Genomic DNA, 15,436 nt, shown 5'->3' with positions numbered 1-15,436 from the left:
GGCAGGACCGCAGGCCGCGGGCTACTTCACCGCAATGAGCTCTACCAGCTTGATATCGGGGTCCTTGGCGAGCATGGCGGGGCCGTGTTCGCCGAGGGCCGCGGGGATGGCGCCGTTGAGGTGGGCCTGCCGGTCCTCCTCGGTATCGAAGGTGTCGAAGATGCCAAAGGTGTTCTCGCTGGCCCGGAAGGCGTACCAGGTCCGGGTGCCGGGTTCGTTGAGCACAATCCCGCGGCCCCCGTTGAGGAAGTCCCAGACCTCCTGTTCCTTCCCCGGCTTGGCCTCGACCAGTGCCAGCACTCCGTATTTCGGCGCCACGGCTGTCTCCTCAGAATTGGGTTGATATCGACCGCACACCGGCCTATAGCCGTGAGTTTAGGCCGGTGCCGGCGCCCGGACAAGGCAACGCGGGGAGTGCTCCCCAGAACCTTTAGAAGGCGGTGGGTGGTTAGAAGCTTTGGCCGGTGGCCCGGATCGTGATCTCGGAAACGTCGACGCCGGGCGGTTGGGTGAGCGCCCAGAGGATGGCTCCTGCAACGGCCCCAGGCGTGATGACGGCGTCGGGAGCCTCCTTCCACAGCGGGGTGTCCACCTGTCCGGGCGCGATGTGCAGCACCCGGACGCCGGTCCCCGCGAGCTGCTGCCGGAGGGACTCGGCGTAGCCGGTCACGGCCCATTTTGTGGCGGTGTACAGATTCCCCGGAGAGACCTTGCGGCCGGCCGTGCTGCCCGTCAGGACAAATGCCCGCGGTTCGCAATGAGCTGGGGCAGCGCTGCCTTGGCCAGGATTGCCGGGCCGTAAACGTTGGTGAGGACCATGTCCCGCCATCTCCGGGTCCCCTTCGGCAAGGTCTCCGGGGGCGGAAAACCCGGCATTGGCCACCGCAACGTCGAGGCCTCCCAGGGCACTAACGGCCGCCGCGACGGCGTCGCGGGTCTGCTCCCAGTCCCCGGCGTCGGCCACCGCACCGTGAACCGCACCGGCCACCGCACCGTGAACCGCACCGAGTCCGGAGCAGGAGGCCAGGAACGCCTCCAGCCGTCCGGCGTCCCGTCCCGTGGTGAAGACGGTGTGGCCGGCGCGGAGGGATTCCCGGACCAGGGCGGCACCGATTCCGCTGGTGCCGCCCGTCACCAGGATCCGCATCAGGACGGGTCAGCGATGCCGACGTAGCGGGTCTCGAGGTACTCTTCGATTCCCTCGGTGCCGCCTTCGCGGCCCATGCCGGACTGCTTGACGCCGCCGAACGGCGCAGCCGGGTTGGACACAAGGCCGGTGTTCAACCCGAACATGCCCACGTCCACCTGCTCGGAAAGCCGCAGTCCCCGGTTGAGGTCCCGGGTGTAGGCGTAGGCCACCAGGCCGAACTCCGTGTCATTGGCCAGGGCGATCGCTTCGGCCTCGGTGCTGAAACTGACCACCGGCGCCACCGGCCCGAAGACTTCCTCCTTGAGAATCCGCGCGGTTGCCGGCAACGTCAGTGCGCCCAAGCAGCGGTTCGGCAGGCACCTGGAGCAGGCCGGCGCCCTCGCTGCCGAGGTGGCACTGGAATTCTCTGCCGTGTTGGGCGCTCCACTGGACCAGATGACCGGTGTGTCCGGACGTGCGCCGCGGCCTGGCCTCCGGGTGTCCGCACCATAGACAACTTCCGCAACCATCGCGGGGTCACTTAGCGCCCATAAACCCAAGGATTATGGGCGCTAAGTGACCCCGCGTTGGTTTGTGGGGCGGCTGGCGCTAGCGGGTGCTGCCGGCGAGGAGGCCACGACGGCGGAGCAGGCGCTTTTCGATCGGGGCGAAGACGAGGAGCTCGATCAGGATGCCGACGGCGAGGATCAGCAGGATCGCGGCCATCACGGTGGTCATGTCGGACAGGACGCGGCCCTGGTCCAGGAGCGAGCCGAGGCCGAACCCGATGGTGCCGCCGACGGCGATGATTTCCGCGGCCATGAGGGAACGCCAGGAGAACGCCCAGCCCTGCTTGAGTCCGCCAAGGTAGCCCGGAAGCGCGGCCGGGAGCACAATCTGCAGCGCCATCTGGAGCTTCGAGGCGCCCAGCACGGTCCCGACCCTGCGGTACTGCGGCGGGATCTGGTCCACGCCGGAGATCAGCCCGTTGATGATTGACGGAATGGCGCCCATGAACACCACGAAGTACACCGTGGCGTCGGTCAGGCCGAACCAGATGATGGCGGCCGGCACCCAGGCCACGGACGGGAGCACCTGGAGCCCGGAGATCAGCGGCCCGAACGCGCGCCGCAGCGGCGCGACCTGGGCCAGCAGCAGTCCCACCGGGGTCGCGATGGCAACGCTGATCAGGAACCCCACGAGGCCGCGCTGGAGGGAGGTCCAAACGGCTTCCTGCAGCTTCCCCTCTCCCCACAGCAGTGCCACCTGGCTGAGCACATCCAGCGGGCCGGGCACGAGGTCGCGCCGCTTGAAGCCCAGGGACACGTAGACCTGCCAGGCGATCAGCAGCACGGCCAGCGCCGCGACGGGAAGCAGGATCCGGCTCCAGTCGATCCGCGACTTGTGCACCGCGTCGGACTGCAGCGAGTCCAGCCCGGCCTCGAGCTGGCGCAGGTCTTCCGTGCCGGTGGAGGACCGGGTCAGGGCCGCGGTGAGGTGCCGGGTCTCGGCGGGTTCAACCAGCGGAGTTTGGCTATTTGGCATGGCGGCGGATCTCCTCGCGCAGCCGGGCGGTGATTTCGCCGGTGAGTTGGCCGGCCAGCCCGGCGTCGGTGCGGTGTTCCTCGCTGACGTGCCATTCCCGCACCACCCGGCCGGGCCGGGAGGAGAGCAGCAGCACGCGCTGGCCCAGCCGGACGGCTTCGCGGACGTTGTGCGTGACAAAAACGATGGTGCGGCCCGTCTCCTTCCAGATCCGCTCCAGCTCGTCGTGCAGCAGGTCGCGGGTGATCGCATCCAGGGCCGCGAAGGGCTCATCCATCAGGAGCAGCTGCCGGTCCTGGGCCAGCGAACGGGCCAGGGCCACGCGCTGGCGCATCCCGCCGGAGAGCTCGTGCGGGCGCTTGTCCCCCGCCCCGGCCAGGTGCACAAGTTCAAGGAGCCCGTCGGCTTTCACCCGGCGTTCGGCTTTCCCCACGCCGCGCAGCTTCAGGGCCAGCTCGATGTTCTCCCTCGCGGTCAGCCAGGGGAACAGCGCCGCGTCCTGGAACATAAAGGCGGCGCCGTCGCTGGGCACTTCCAGAGCGCCCGACGTCGGCGCCTCCAGTCCCGCCATGATGTTCAGCAGGGTCGACTTGCCGCAGCCGGACGCACCGAGCAGGGCGACAAACTCGCCCTGCCCGATGCTGGCGTTGACGTCGTCCAGCACCGGGGCGCCGTCGCCGAAGCGCTTGCCCAGGTGTTCCAGTACGGCTGGCATTCTCACGTCCTAACTTCTGTTGGCGGGCCGGCGGCAGGGGCTGGTCAGTCCTTGCCCAGCCCCTGCGCGGAGGTCTTCTTTCCGGGGGCATCCTGGCCCGGGATGCTGTTCAGGGCGGTGAGGTCGAAGATGCCGTTGATGTCGGCCTGCCTGGTGGTGCCGGCATCGACGCCGCCCTGGAGCAGCTTCCTGTATGTCCCGGCGAGCGGATCAACGGTGAAGACGATGTTCTTGAGCGAACGGTCGATCACATCGGCGGGCAGGGCCGCGCCGGCGGATTCCTTGAGTGCGGCGTTGAGGACAGTGGCTTTCTCCGCCGCCGGTGCGGCGTTAAGCCAGTCCACGGCTGCGGCGTGGCCCGTCAGGAGAGCCTTCACCGTGTCAGGATGTTCGGCGGCGAACTTCTTGTTGACGATCAGGACGGTGGTGCTGAATTCGCCCTTCTCCCAAAGGTCCTTTTCGTCGACGAGGACCTTCGCGCCGGCCTGGAGCACCAGGCGGGAGGCCCAGGGCTCGGGCAGCCACGCGCCGTCGAGATTGCCGTCCTGGAACAGTTTCAAGGTCTGGGCGTTGTCGGTGGGGTTGATTGCGACGTCGCCGCTGCCGTCGGTGTTCGTCCGGTAGCCCTGCTGGCCGAGCCAGGCGCGGAGGGCCACGTCCTGGGTGCCGCCGAGCTGCGGCGTCGCGAGCTTCTTGCCCGCCAGGTCCGCGGCCGAGTTGATCCCGGGTTTGACCACCAGCTGCGCCCCGCCGGATGCGGCGCCGGCGATGATGCTGATCGATTCGCCCTTGCTCTTGACGTAGGAGTTGATCGCCGGGTTGGGGCCAATATAGGTGGCGTCGATGGCGCCGGCGTTGAGGGCCTCGATCGCCGCGGGGCCGGCGTTGAAGACCTGGGTGCTGAGCGTTGTCCCGCCGAGGCTCTTCGCGATGAGGCCCTGGCTGACGCCGACGAGGGCCGGGGCGTGGGTGATGTTGCCGAAGTAGCCGAGCTTGAGTTCCGCAGCCGGGGATGCTGCGACGGCGGCCGGGGCAGCCGCGGCCCCGTTGCCGCGCGACGCTGTGGACGCGACGGCGGCGCCTGCGCCGATCAGCAGGACAAGGCCGGCGGCCAGGCTGATCTCCAGCGTGCGCCTGGGCCTGGCCGGCTCCCCGGCGACGATGCGCGTGGTGCCGGGTCGGGTGCCGGGGCCCGGGCCGGGTTTCGGGGGTACGGGAGTGGATGACGTGGTCATTCATTCACCATAGGGAGCGTCAGGAGCCGGGCTCAATGGCCGGGAAACCGGGGGTCACAAGGGTTCACGCGACGTCATATTCCGCGGGTTCCCGTGCACGGAACCGCTCCGGCGCGCGGCGCGTGGCCTGCCGCAGGGCTGGTCAACCGAGCCCCTCGAAGATGTCCGCGAGCAACGGTTCTCCAGCGGTTCGGACCGGCCAAACCATTACGTATGATTCCCGGCCGAGCACGCGCAGTTGTTGTTCCCTGTTGAGGGTCCCGGCGAAAAGGACGTGCCGCTGGCTGCGGTGTTCCAGCAGGCCTGCCAGTACCTGTGTGGCCACGGGCCGTGTGTCCACTTCGACCCCGATGGCGTGGTCCGGGACGGGGCGGAGGTGGTAGATGCGCTCAGGGTTCCAGGGCTCCAGTCCGTGCGCGCGCCGCAACGTATTCCAGCGCAGAAAGGTGGATTCGCGCAGGCCGCCGTGCAGCAGCCGTTCCATGCCCGGACCGCCCTTATTGCGTAGGCGGGTGAAGGCCTCATCGGTTGCGCAGCCCACCGTGATGTGGTCCGGATGCCCGGTGATTCCGTCCGGGCCGAAGGTACACACCACTTGCGGCCGTTCCGCTTGCAGGATGTTGGAAATCCTCCCCACGAGGTCCTCGAAAGGCACCGTCGCGAGCCTTCCGTCTGGGTAACCGAGCCATTCATGTCGCTCCGGCGGACGGCCATGCGCCCGCCAGGCTGCTTCATCTTCTCGGCGCCGAACCTCCCCCAGCGTCCCAGCCGTGATTTCAACCCCCGGGGCGACTTCGCCGGCGTCTCCGTCTGTCGCGTGAATAAGAATGAAGCGGAAGTTCGGATTACGGGCATGCAGGGCCACCGAACCCGCCATTCCGTACGCGTCGTCGTCGGGGTGGGCGACGATTAGAGCAACGGAAAGGTTGGATTCGGGGTCCATGACCCCGGTATAGCAGCGGTTAGACAGCCGGTCAACGGTCGGCCGCCACCTCCTCGTCCGATCAAGGGTCCTGCGATGAGGACGGCGACGGGAACGCCCGCGTGTAGGCCTTTCAGACGCCGAAATAACGCCGGCCTCCGCGCAAGAACGCGATAGCAAAATAGCCGATCCCGAAGACCACGCCCAAGACGACGGAAACCGGAAGCGGTGCGGAGAGGATTCCTGCGATCGCTGCGATCAGCAGACCGACCATGGCCGAGTTCACAGCCGCGATGAAGACCACGCCCCTTCCGAGAACCTGGCTCATGTTGGTTCGCTTGCCGAGGAAGTAGTACGTCTATTCCGAACCTGCCCGGTCGTCGTGGTGGGAAACCATCAGGTATCGGCCGATTCCGGGGTCGAGCTCGACGTAGGCGCCCCGGAGCCTGTTCATTGCGAGCACATACATCAGGTCCTCAATGGCCACGTTCATGACGCGTACCTACGTCAGGATGCCGACCAGGATGACGAAGCCGAGAACGGCGATCGCGAACACGGGAAAGGCACCGGAAAATCCCGTCGTCTGCCCCACCAGCGCAAGGCTGACTAGTGCGGCCGACGTGAGGGTGAGAAACATGCTGATGCGCGTGAGGACCTCGCTCTGGGTGGTGCTTCGCGACGCGAGCAGACTCCAATGCTCCGTGGCGAGAAGTTGCGCCCGCACCGAGGTGGCCTGCCCCTGCGGCAGGCTCTGAAACTGGGGCTCCGCCGAAACTGCCGGCGAGGGAGCATCCTCTAGCATGCCGTCATCGTGCCGCACGCCGGCGGCGAAGCCCAGAGCCAGCGCGCAGCTGCCTCAGATCGAGTAGCGCTCGTCCTCGTGATCGCCGGGGTGGTCCTTGACCAGGCCTGCGGCGAGGGTGTTGCCGTCCAGCGGATCAATCACCAGGAACGCGCCGGTGCGGCGGTGGTGCAGGTAGTTCTCCACCGGCAGCGGCGCGGCGAGCCGCAGCTGGGCGTGGCCGATGTCGTTGAGCGCCAGGGTGGAGCTGGGCTCCAGCCTGAAGGTGGCGAGGTCCAGCTTTCCCGTCACGTTCCGGACCAGCGCCTGGACCGTGCGGGTTCCGTGCTTGACCAGCACCTTGGCGCCCTCGCGGAGCGGCTTCGGCGAAAGCCAGCACAACGCGGCGTACAGGTCCGCCGAGGCCTCCGGTACTGTGCCGCCGGCGGGCCCGGCCGCCGCGATGGTGTCACCGCGGGCGACGTCGAACTCCCCGGCGAGGCGCAGGGCCACGGACTGCGGGGCCATCGCCTCGCCGAGTTCGGAACCCGCGAAGTCGATGCCGGTCACCGTCGTGGTGCGCGGGGCCTGGCCCGGGGTCAGGACGCTGACCTTATCCCCGAGTTTCACCGAGCCCTCGGTGATCTGACCGGCGTAGGCGCGGTAGTCGCGGTACGCCTCGGCGTCGAGCCCGCAGGCAATCGCGTCCGGCGCCAGCGCGCCCTGCGGCCGGATGACCAGCTGGACAGGGAAGCGGAAGCCCTCCAGGTGGCTGTCGAGTTCGTCCGCGGCCGGCAGGGTCTCGAGGACTTCGAGCAGGGCCGGCCCGCCGTACCAGGGTGTGCGGTCCGAGCGGTCCACCACGTTGTCGCCGTCGAGCGCGGACACCGGAACCACCAGCAGGTCAGTGACCCCGCCCGCATTTAAATCGTCACGGCCCAGCCCCAGCTCCCGGCCCACCTCCTGCACATCCGCTTCAATCCCGCGGAACACGGCCTCGCTGAAGTCCACCAGGTCGATCTTGTTCACGGCCACAATCACGTGCGCCACACGCAGCAGCGCCAGCACGGACAGGTGCCGGCGGGTCTGCTCCAGGACACCCTTGCGGGCGTCAATGAGCACGACGACGGCGTCCGCAGTGGACGCGCCGGTCACCGTGTTCTTGGTGTACTGCACATGCCCGGGGCAGTCCGCGAGGATGAAGCTGCGCCGGTCCGTGGCGAAGTAGCGGTAGGCGACGTCAATGGTGATGCCCTGTTCCCGCTCGGCGCGCAGGCCGTCGGTCAGCAGGGCGAGGTCGATCCCGCCAGCGGAACCGCCGAAGCCGCGGTCCGCCGAGGTGCGGGCGACGGCGTCGAGCTGGTCGGCGAGGATCGCCTTGGAGTCGTGCAGGAGCCGGCCCACCAGGGTGGATTTACCGTCGTCGACCGATCCGGCGGTGGCGAAACGGAACAGGGAAGCGTGGGCGAGGACATCCAGGTCAGCGGCGGGAAGCAAAGTGTCGGTGCTCATTAGAAATACCCGTCCTTCTTGCGGTCTTCCATGGCTGCCTCGGAGATGCGGTCATCGGCCCGGGTGGCGCCACGTTCGGTGATGGTGGAGGCGGCAACTTCAATCACGACGTCGCGCACGGTGGCGGCGGCGGATTCGACGGCGCCGGTGCAGGACATGTCGCCGACGGTCCGGTAGCGGACGGTCTTAGTAGTGACCGGTTCGTTGTCGCGGGGCCGGGAGACCTCGCCGACTGCGCGCCACATGCCGTCGCGGGCAAAAACCTCACGGCGGTGGGCGTAGTAGAGGCCGGGCAGTTCGATGCCCTCGCGCTCGATGTAGCGCCAGATGTCCAGCTCGGTCCAGTTGCTGATCGGGAAGGCGCGGACGTGCTGGCCCACGGTGTGCCGGCCGTTGTAGAGATTCCACAGCTCCGGGCGCTGGTTTCGCGGATCCCACTGGCCGAACTCGTCGCGCAGGCTCAGGATGCGTTCCTTCGCCCGCGCCTTGTCCTCGTCCCGGCGGCCGCCGCCGAAGACGGCGTCGAACGTGTTGCGCCGGATCGCGTCCAGCAGCGGTACGGTCTGGAGCGGGTTGCGGGTGCCGTCGGCGCGCTCGGCCAGCTCGCCGGAATCGATGAACTCCTGCACGGAGCCGACGACGAGCTTCAGGCCCAACCGCTCCACCGTCCGGTCGCGGAATTCGATGACCTCGGGAAAATTGTGCCCGGTATCCACGTGCAGCACCAGGAACGGCACCCTGCCCGGCCAGAACGCCTTGGTGGCCAGGTGCAGCATCACCACGGAATCCTTGCCGCCGGAAAACAGCAGCGCCGGCCTCTCGAACTCGGCAACAACCTCCCGGATGATATGAATCGCCTCGGACTCCAGCGTGTCCAGGCTGGAGAGCCTTGCCACTGCTTCTCCACGCGGCTTAGACACACTCGCTCGTTCCTCGCTCGCGCGATGCGCCGCTTTCGGAGAACCAGCGTCAAGATTCTGCACAGACAGCTCCAGTTCCTCGGTCGTGAAAGGGGCGGGGGCGGCATCTGCTGCGGAGGCGGGGGTGACGCGTGCGGCATCTGCTGCGCGGGCGGCATCGGGGTCGACGGCCACGAAAGTCTCAACATTGCTCATATGTGTAGCCCGCATTCTGTCTTGTCGGTTCCTGCCCAGCGGCCGGCGCGGGCGTCGTCGCCCGGCGCCACCTTGCGGGTGCAGGGCTGGCAGCCAATGGAGGGGTAGCCCTGGGCGAGCAGCGGGTTGACGGGCAGGAGACTGTCGTCGGAGTACTGGACCAGCTGGTCGAAGCTCCAGGCCGCCACCGGGTTGACCTTGACCAGGCCGTTGGTGTCGTCCCAGGTGACCAGCGGGGTGTTGGTACGGGTGGGAGCCTCATCGCGGCGGACCCCGGTGAACCAGAGTTCGTAACCCGCCAGGGTGCGGCGCAGCGGCGCCACCTTGCGCAGCGCGCAGCATTGGGCGGGGTCGCGGGCGAAGAGGTCCTTGCCGAGGAGCCTGTCCTGCTGCTCCACAGTGTTCTCCGGGAGCACATCGACCACGTTGACGCGGAGGTTCGCGGCCACGTCGTCGCGCGTGGCATAGGTTTCGGGGAAGTGGTAGCCGGTCTCCAGGAACAGGACGTCGACGCCGGGAAGCTGGTCCGCGACGAGCGCCGGCAGGACGGCGTCCGCCATGGAGCAGGCGACGGCGACGGCGGGCAGGTCGAAGTTGCGGGCCACCCAGGCGATCACTTCGCGGGCCGGGGCGTCCCAGCCCAGCTCGGCGGCGCCGGCCTCGGCGATCACCTTGAGCTCGTCGTGGGTGCGGAGGACCGGGTCAATCCCCAAAGCGTGCTTGCTCACTGCAGATCACTCTCCTCGGCGGCGAAGGCCCATTCGGCGAAGGTCTGGCCTTCGGTGCGGTCGGCCACAAACTTCCGGACCACGCGTTCCACATAGTCGGGCAGCTCCCCCGCCGTGACTTTAAGGCCGCGGACGGTGCGCCCGAGGCCCGCTTCCTCGCGGTCGAGGGAAGCCAGCCCGCCGCCGAGGTGGACCTGGAAACCCGGGGTGGGGTCGCCGTCGGGCGTGGGCAGCATCATGCCCTTGAGGCCGATGTCCGCGGTCTGGATGCGGGCGCAGGAGTTGGGGCAGCCGTTGATGTGCAGGGACAGTGCCTGCGGCAGCTGCTGGGACTCCACCAGGTCGGCGAGCCGGCGTTCCAGCTCGGCGACGGCGGTGGCTGCGGTGACCTTGGTTTCGACAATGGCGAGTTTGCAGTATTCGATGCCGGTGCAGGCGATGGTGCCGCGGCGGAACACGGACGGGCGGGCGGAGAGGCCCAGGGCGTCGAGTTCGGCCACGAGCGGTTCCACCTGGTCCTTGGGCACGTCGAGGATTACCAGCTTCTGGTGCGGGGTGGTCCGCAGCCGCTGTGAGCCGCGGGCTTCCAGGGTGGCGGCGAGCGTCACGAGCTGGCTGCCGGAGAGCCGGCCGGCCACCGGCGTGGCGCCGATGAAGAACTTGCCATCCTTCTGTTCGTGCACGCCGATGTGGTCACCCGGGCTGGAGGGTTTGGGCGCGGCGGGGCCGTCGTCGAGTGTGTAGCCGAGGTATTCGTCCTCGAGGACCTGGCGGAACTTCTCTGTCCCCCAGTCGGCCAGCAGGAACTTCAGCCGGGCCTTGGTGCGCATCCGCCGGTAACCGTAGTCGCGGAAGATGCTGGTGACGCCGAGCCAGACGTCGGCCGCCTGGTCCGGCTTCACGAATGCGCCGAGCCGTTTGCCCAGCATCGGGTTGGTGGAAAGCGCGCCGCCCACCCAGAGGTCGTAACCGATGCCGAGTTCGGGGTGGACCATCCCCACGAGGCCGATGTCGTTGATCTCGTGGACCACGTCCTGGCTGGGGTGGCCGGTGATGGCGGTCTTGAATTTGCGCGGCAGGTTGGCCAGTTCCGGGTCGCCAATAAAGCGTGCGGCGAGTTCGTGGATCAGCGGCGTGGGGTCGATAATCTCGTCCTTGGCGATGCCGGCAACCGGGGAGCCAAGGATGACGCGGGGTACGTCGCCGCAGGCTTCGGTGGTGGAGAGGCCCACGGATTCGAGGCGGCGCCAGATCTCCGGCATGTCCTCGACCCGGATCCAGTGCAGCTGGATGTTCTGCCGGTCGGTGAGGTCGGCCGAGCCGCGGGCGAAGTCCACGGAGATCTGGCCGATGACGCGCAGCTGCCCGGTGGTAAGGGCGCCGCCGTCGATCCTCACCCGCAGCATGAAGTACTTGTCTTCCAGCTCGTGCGGCTCCAGGGTGGCGGTCTTGCCGCCGTCGATCCCGGGCTTGCGCTGGGTGTAGAGCCCCCACCAGCGGAAGCGCCCGTGCAGGTCAGTACTCTCGATCGAGTCGAAGCCGTGCTTGGCGTAAACCGACTCGATACGCTCGCGGACGTTCAGCCCGTTGTCCTCCTGCTTCCAGGTTTCATTGGCGTTCAGCGGGGCGGTTCCGTCCACCTTCCACTGCCCGTGCGGCTTTGCGGCGGGGCGGGCGGGTCGTTTGGCGCGGCCTGCGGCAGCCTGGTCCGGGGACGCTCCGGCTAGAGCTGTATCAGTCATGGATCGACTGTAGGGCGGGCCGTAGTGCCGTCACAAAGGGTCAGAAACGCGGGGTCACCGAGGGCAACATTTCGTCACGAAGCGTCGGCGGGCCTTGATCCGGCGCGGCCGCTGTGCATGATTTTCCTCGTCTGGACCCAGTTCAGCCCCGCGCCGCCAGTGCTGTGTCGAAGCGCTCCAGCGCGATCTCGGCGAGGACCGGGGAGGGCAGCAGGGGTGCCGTGACGAGGTCCGCGCCGGCCTCGGCCAGCTGGTCGTGAAAGAATCCGTGGGCCAGCAAGTAGGAGGCGATGACCACCCGGCCTTGCGGGCCTGCGGCCACCAGCGCGCCCTCCTCGCGCACTGCGTGCACGGCGTCCTGCACCGAAGGCTTGGCCGAGGCGCCGTACGCCGCAATGATCCGGTTGGGCCGCAGTGCCCGCAGCTGGTCGGCAAGCTCCTCCACGTTCTGCGCGGCGGTGGGGTCCGAGGAACCGGCGGCGGCGAGGATCACGTTGTCGCTGTCGATCACGCCGGCCTCCCGCAGCCGCTGGTCCAGCAGGGCCGCCAGCCGCGGATCAGGCCCCAGCGGGGCAGCCGCGAGGGTGCCGGGCCGGCTCTTGACGGCCCGGGCGATGTCCACCTTGACGTGGTAGCCGACGCTCAGCAGCAGCGGCACGACGACGGCGGTCTCCCCCGCCGGGAGCGCCGCCGGGAGCCCCGCCTGGAGCCCCGCCACCACGGCGGGCAGATCGGGGTCCTGCACGTCGACGTAGGCCCCGCGGACGTCGAGTCCGGGCCGCAGGGCGGCGATCCCGTCACGGAGGGCGTTGACCTCCGCGGCACCGAGGGCACTGGAGGTTCCGTGGGCGCAGGCGATCAGGATGGGGCTATTCATAGCCGTTAGCGTAGCCTTGGAGCCGCCCTATCCGCCCCCTTGCTATCGATCCGGGACGTTTCATGACTTTTTCCTTTAGCCTTGTCCTGGTCTGGCTGGACCTGGCGGGTGTGTTCTTCTTCGCGGTCTCCGGCTCCCTCCTCGCGGCGCGGAAACAGTTCGACATCATCGGTTCCCTGCTTCTGGCCTCGGTGGTCAGCCTGGGCGGCGGCGTCATCCGCGACATCATCATCAACGCCGGCCCGCCCGCGGCCTTCACCAACCCGGCGTACCTGGCGCCTCCGCTGCTCGCCGCGGTGCTCGTGTATTTCCTGTTCTCGAGCTTCCAGCGCTACACCTCTCTGCTGGTCCTCTTCGACGCCGGCGGCCTGGCGCTGTTCTGCATCACCGGCACCCTCACGGCGCTGTCCGCCGGGATGCACCCGATTGCGGCGGTACTCCTCGGGGTCACGACGGCGGTGGGCGGCGGCCTGTTGCGGGACATCACCGCCAATGAGGTGCCTCAGCTGTTCGATCCGAAGGACCTCTATGCGCTGCCGGCGTTCGCCGGGGCGGCCCTGACGGTACTACTGTCCGTCACCGGGACCTTCAACGCGGTGACTGCAGGCGCCGTGGCCGCCGTCGTTTTCGCATTCCGCGTCACCGCCTGGCGGCGCCACTGGCACGTTCCGCTGGCGGTCCGCGGCTGGCACCGCCTGGGACTGGACACGGCGGAAAGTGGAGCCAAGGATTAGTTAGGATAAGACCCATGACTGACATGTTCCTCGAGAAATTCCGCGCGCTTGTTCCGAAGTATCTCGAAGACGAATGGCAGGAAGATGACGGGCTGCCGGCAGGCGAGCTGGATGCGGCCCTCGCCGAGCACCAGTTCCAGGTCCCGCTGGTATTGCGCGAATTCTATGTGGCCCTTGGTGGCTGCGAAGACCTCATGGAGGCCTACCACTACTTCTGGGATCCCGAAGAGCTCGAAGTTGATGACGAGGGCTTCCTGATGTTCCTTGAGGACGAGGAAGAACAGTTCACCTGGGGCTTCCGCGTGGGCGACCTCAGCGTCCCGGACCCCATTGTGTGGCGCCGCAACAACTCCCGTGGCCAGTGGAAGAGCGAAGAAGGAACCTTCTCCGAGTTTGTCTTCGACATGTTCGAGTGGGCCTTCAACGACGAAGAAGAGGACTAGGCCGTCCCTGCCCGGTTCAAGCAGTTTCCAGCTCGACGCGCAGCAGCCGCAGGCCATCCCTGATTCTGGACTTGACCGTCGGCAAGGGGGCCGCCAGCCGTTCGGCAACTTCCCGGTACGTCAGGCAGCCGAAGTAGGCCAGCGCGATCGATTCGCGCTGGAGCGCAGGCAGCGCGGATATGGACGCCAGCAGGGCTCGGGATTCGATCCTTCCCGCGACGGTCTCGGCCACCTCGTCATGGGTAACAACGTGCGAAGCCGCGGCCCAGCGTTCGTCGCGGTTTGTGCTGCTTTGGTATGACCTGACCCTGTCCACGGCCCGCCGGTGTGCGATAGTCATGAGCCATCCCAACGGGCTGCCGAGCGCGTGGTCGAATTTGCCGGCATCCTGCCAGACGCCCAAGAAAATCTCCTGGGTGACCTCTTCGCTGAGCCCCGGATCCACCAGGACCCTGCGCACCAGTCCGTAGACCCGGGCCGAGGTCCGCCGGTAGAAGTCCGTGAAGGAATCCTGATCGCCCTGCGCGGTGGACTGGAGGAGCCCGGCGAGGACTTCCTGCTCGAGATCGGCGTCGAACGCGGCGCCAGCGTCCGGGTGCCCCGCTTCTTTGTCTCCGGCGTCGGAGTGTCCGGCCGTGGCGTCGAGGTCTACAGGGTGCCCGGCTGCCGCCGGCGGGGCCGGCCTGTCCAGTTCAAAAGTGTTCATCGTGCCCTCGCTTCAGGAACCGGCGAGAACGCACGTTCTCAGGCCTATGAACTAACATAGAGAACGAACGTTATCCACGCAAACCGGACCTGGAGGAAATCAGGAATGACCAATCCCGCAACCATCGTCGCGGCCGCTGGGCTGCCGGCGTCGGCGGCGGATCTCGCAGCAAGGGCCCGGGTGATCGAGGCAGCAGCCGGCCTCTTCTATGCCCGGGGCATCCATGCTGTGGGGATGGACGAGTTGCGGACGGCATCGGGGATCCCGCTCAAGCGGCTGTACCGCCTCTTTCCGTCGAAGGATGCCATCGTGGAGGCGGTCCTGCTCGATTGGCGGCGTGCGTGGTCTGCCGGCATCGGCGCTGCGGTTGATGCGGCCGTCGAGCCGAGGGAACGGCTGCTGGCAATCTACGACTTCCTGGCCGGCTGGTTCGCCTCCGAGGGCTTCCGTGGGTGCGCGTTCATCAATTCCTTCGGCGAGCTTGGCGTCACATCGGGGCGCGTGGCCGAAATCGCCCGGGAGCAGAAGGCCGGCTTCCAGGAGTTCGTCTTCTCACTCGCCTCCGAGGCGGGGGCGCCGCCCGGCCTCGCGCCGCAGCTTGCCATTCTGGCCGAGGGCGCCATCAGTACGGCGGCCATCTTAGGCACCGTGGAACCGGCCCGGCACGCGCGCGCGGCGGCAGAAGTCCTCATCTCAGCCGCCCTTCCGTCACAGCCTTTGTGAAGTTCCAGCTCTGCCCTGTAGACAACATGACAATTTTGTCATAGTCTCATTCATGGGTTCACTAAATGCCTCCGGTGGATCTGATGCGAACGGAGAAATGGCCCCGGTTCGACACAACGGATGACTCGTAACGTTGTGAGGAACCGGGGCCATTCCGTTTAAGCGGATGAGCCCGGGCTGAGAGCCGCTAGCTGGCATTTTCGCTAGTTCGTCGGGGGTCTGGGCGCGGTGGCCGGACCCCGGGACGTGCCCCGCGCTGGGGCCAGCGGGTGGACATAGTGTCATTGTGCCCTGTTTCGGGTCCGAAGAATGGGCATGTCCCCCGCGGACTGGACACCCGCCCAAAGGGACATGCCCCGCGCTGGGGCCAGCGGGTGGACATAGTGTCATTGTGCCCTGTTTCGGCGAGTTCTAGTGATCGTTGCAACACCCCCTATGAACGGGAATTGCGACACACATGGAAACACCATCGATCAACAGTTCTTCCTTGAGGAAAAAAGCGTCTTTGAGGGAAGAACCTGGTCCTCCG

19 protein-coding genes and 1 pseudogene are annotated in these 15,436 nt (G+C 67.5%); 4 read left to right on the top strand and 16 right to left on the bottom strand.

Annotated features, from left to right (window positions below; all coding sequences use genetic code 11):
• Positions 1 to 21 precede the first annotated feature (21 nt).
• The 3 genes and pseudogenes from AC50X6_RS02235 to AC50X6_RS02225 all read right to left on the bottom strand — a co-directional run.
• Positions 22 to 318 carry a putative quinol monooxygenase gene (locus AC50X6_RS02235; protein WP_494964698.1) on the bottom strand — a complete coding sequence of 99 codons (297 nt, stop codon included), beginning with the start codon at positions 316 to 318 and terminating at the stop codon, positions 22 to 24.
• Between the two features lie 130 nt (positions 319 to 448).
• Positions 449 to 1,147, bottom strand: a complete 699-nt coding sequence (locus AC50X6_RS02230; protein ID WP_494964697.1) for an SDR family oxidoreductase — start codon at positions 1,145 to 1,147, stop codon at positions 449 to 451.
• Positions 1,147 to 1,470 (bottom strand): annotated as a pseudogene (locus AC50X6_RS02225) (aldehyde dehydrogenase family protein); the annotation flags it as partial. The gene AC50X6_RS02230 and the pseudogene AC50X6_RS02225, both read right to left, overlap by 1 nt.
• On the opposite strand from AC50X6_RS02225, the gene AC50X6_RS02220 reads away from it, so the two are divergent.
• Complete coding sequence (locus tag AC50X6_RS02220) at positions 1,451 to 1,642, top strand: hypothetical protein (RefSeq protein ID WP_494964930.1); 192 nt, start codon at positions 1,451 to 1,453, stop codon at positions 1,640 to 1,642. The pseudogene AC50X6_RS02225 and the gene AC50X6_RS02220 overlap by 20 nt on opposite strands.
• Positions 1,643 to 1,738: 96 nt before the next feature.
• Here the strand turns inward: AC50X6_RS02220 and AC50X6_RS02215 are convergent, their stop codons facing one another.
• From AC50X6_RS02215 to AC50X6_RS02160, 12 genes are all read right to left on the bottom strand, one after another.
• Positions 1,739 to 2,674: an ABC transporter permease gene (locus AC50X6_RS02215; protein WP_494964696.1), complete on the bottom strand. Its 936-nt coding sequence runs from the start codon at positions 2,672 to 2,674 to the stop codon at positions 1,739 to 1,741.
• Positions 2,664 to 3,389, bottom strand: a complete 726-nt coding sequence (locus AC50X6_RS02210) for an ABC transporter ATP-binding protein (RefSeq protein WP_494964695.1) — start codon at positions 3,387 to 3,389, stop codon at positions 2,664 to 2,666. The genes AC50X6_RS02215 and AC50X6_RS02210 overlap by 11 nt, the downstream gene beginning before the upstream one ends.
• A gap of 44 nt (positions 3,390 to 3,433) precedes the next feature.
• The gene (locus AC50X6_RS02205; protein ID WP_494964694.1) at positions 3,434 to 4,624 is read right to left on the bottom strand and encodes an ABC transporter substrate-binding protein; all 1,191 of its coding nucleotides are present in this window, start codon (positions 4,622 to 4,624) and stop codon (positions 3,434 to 3,436) included.
• A gap of 142 nt (positions 4,625 to 4,766) precedes the next feature.
• Complete coding sequence (locus AC50X6_RS02200) at positions 4,767 to 5,567, bottom strand: PIG-L deacetylase family protein (protein ID WP_494964693.1); 801 nt, start codon at positions 5,565 to 5,567, stop codon at positions 4,767 to 4,769.
• Positions 5,568 to 5,679: 112 nt separating this feature from the next.
• Positions 5,680 to 5,874 carry a hypothetical protein gene (locus tag AC50X6_RS02195; RefSeq protein WP_494964692.1) on the bottom strand — a complete coding sequence of 65 codons (195 nt, stop codon included), beginning with the start codon at positions 5,872 to 5,874 and terminating at the stop codon, positions 5,680 to 5,682.
• Between the two features lie 30 nt (positions 5,875 to 5,904).
• Positions 5,905 to 6,039, bottom strand: a complete 135-nt coding sequence (locus AC50X6_RS02190) for a hypothetical protein (RefSeq protein WP_494964691.1) — start codon at positions 6,037 to 6,039, stop codon at positions 5,905 to 5,907.
• A gap of 9 nt (positions 6,040 to 6,048) precedes the next feature.
• A complete protein-coding gene (locus tag AC50X6_RS02185) occupies positions 6,049 to 6,348 on the bottom strand; it encodes a hypothetical protein (protein ID WP_494964690.1) in 300 nt (99 codons plus the stop codon).
• 54 nt (positions 6,349 to 6,402) lie between these two features.
• The gene (locus tag AC50X6_RS02180; protein ID WP_494964689.1) at positions 6,403 to 7,839 is read right to left on the bottom strand and encodes a sulfate adenylyltransferase subunit 1; all 1,437 of its coding nucleotides are present in this window, start codon (positions 7,837 to 7,839) and stop codon (positions 6,403 to 6,405) included.
• Positions 7,839 to 8,954, bottom strand: a complete 1,116-nt coding sequence (gene cysD, locus AC50X6_RS02175; protein WP_494964688.1) for a sulfate adenylyltransferase subunit CysD — start codon at positions 8,952 to 8,954, stop codon at positions 7,839 to 7,841. Before cysD ends, AC50X6_RS02180 begins: the two co-directional genes overlap by 1 nt.
• Positions 8,951 to 9,682 carry a phosphoadenylyl-sulfate reductase gene (locus tag AC50X6_RS02170; RefSeq protein ID WP_494964687.1) on the bottom strand — a complete coding sequence of 244 codons (732 nt, stop codon included), beginning with the start codon at positions 9,680 to 9,682 and terminating at the stop codon, positions 8,951 to 8,953. Before AC50X6_RS02170 ends, cysD begins: the two co-directional genes overlap by 4 nt.
• Positions 9,679 to 11,424: a nitrite/sulfite reductase gene (locus AC50X6_RS02165; RefSeq protein WP_494964686.1), complete on the bottom strand. Its 1,746-nt coding sequence runs from the start codon at positions 11,422 to 11,424 to the stop codon at positions 9,679 to 9,681. The genes AC50X6_RS02170 and AC50X6_RS02165 overlap by 4 nt, the downstream gene beginning before the upstream one ends.
• A gap of 142 nt (positions 11,425 to 11,566) precedes the next feature.
• Complete coding sequence (locus AC50X6_RS02160; protein ID WP_494964685.1) at positions 11,567 to 12,301, bottom strand: sirohydrochlorin chelatase; 735 nt, start codon at positions 12,299 to 12,301, stop codon at positions 11,567 to 11,569.
• Positions 12,302 to 12,363: 62 nt separating this feature from the next.
• Between AC50X6_RS02160 and AC50X6_RS02155 the strand changes: the two genes are divergently transcribed.
• Positions 12,364 to 13,035: a trimeric intracellular cation channel family protein gene (locus AC50X6_RS02155; protein WP_494964684.1), complete on the top strand. Its 672-nt coding sequence runs from the start codon at positions 12,364 to 12,366 to the stop codon at positions 13,033 to 13,035.
• Positions 13,036 to 13,049: 14 nt separating this feature from the next.
• Positions 13,050 to 13,478: a hypothetical protein gene (locus AC50X6_RS02150; RefSeq protein WP_326965978.1), complete on the top strand. Its 429-nt coding sequence runs from the start codon at positions 13,050 to 13,052 to the stop codon at positions 13,476 to 13,478.
• Positions 13,479 to 13,494: 16 nt separating this feature from the next.
• On the opposite strand, the gene sigK is transcribed toward AC50X6_RS02150, so the two are convergent.
• The gene (sigK, locus tag AC50X6_RS02145; RefSeq protein ID WP_494964683.1) at positions 13,495 to 14,184 is read right to left on the bottom strand and encodes an ECF RNA polymerase sigma factor SigK; all 690 of its coding nucleotides are present in this window, start codon (positions 14,182 to 14,184) and stop codon (positions 13,495 to 13,497) included.
• Between the two features lie 105 nt (positions 14,185 to 14,289).
• On the opposite strand from sigK, the gene AC50X6_RS02140 reads away from it, so the two are divergent.
• Positions 14,290 to 14,907: a TetR/AcrR family transcriptional regulator gene (locus AC50X6_RS02140; RefSeq protein WP_494964682.1), complete on the top strand. Its 618-nt coding sequence runs from the start codon at positions 14,290 to 14,292 to the stop codon at positions 14,905 to 14,907.
• Positions 14,908 to 15,436: the final 529 nt, after the last annotated feature.

The sequence above is a fragment of the Pseudarthrobacter sp. HLT1-7 genome, from assembly GCF_059383435.1.
The sequence above is the reverse complement of the archived record's forward strand: the minus strand, read 5'-3'. Positions and strand labels throughout refer to the sequence as shown.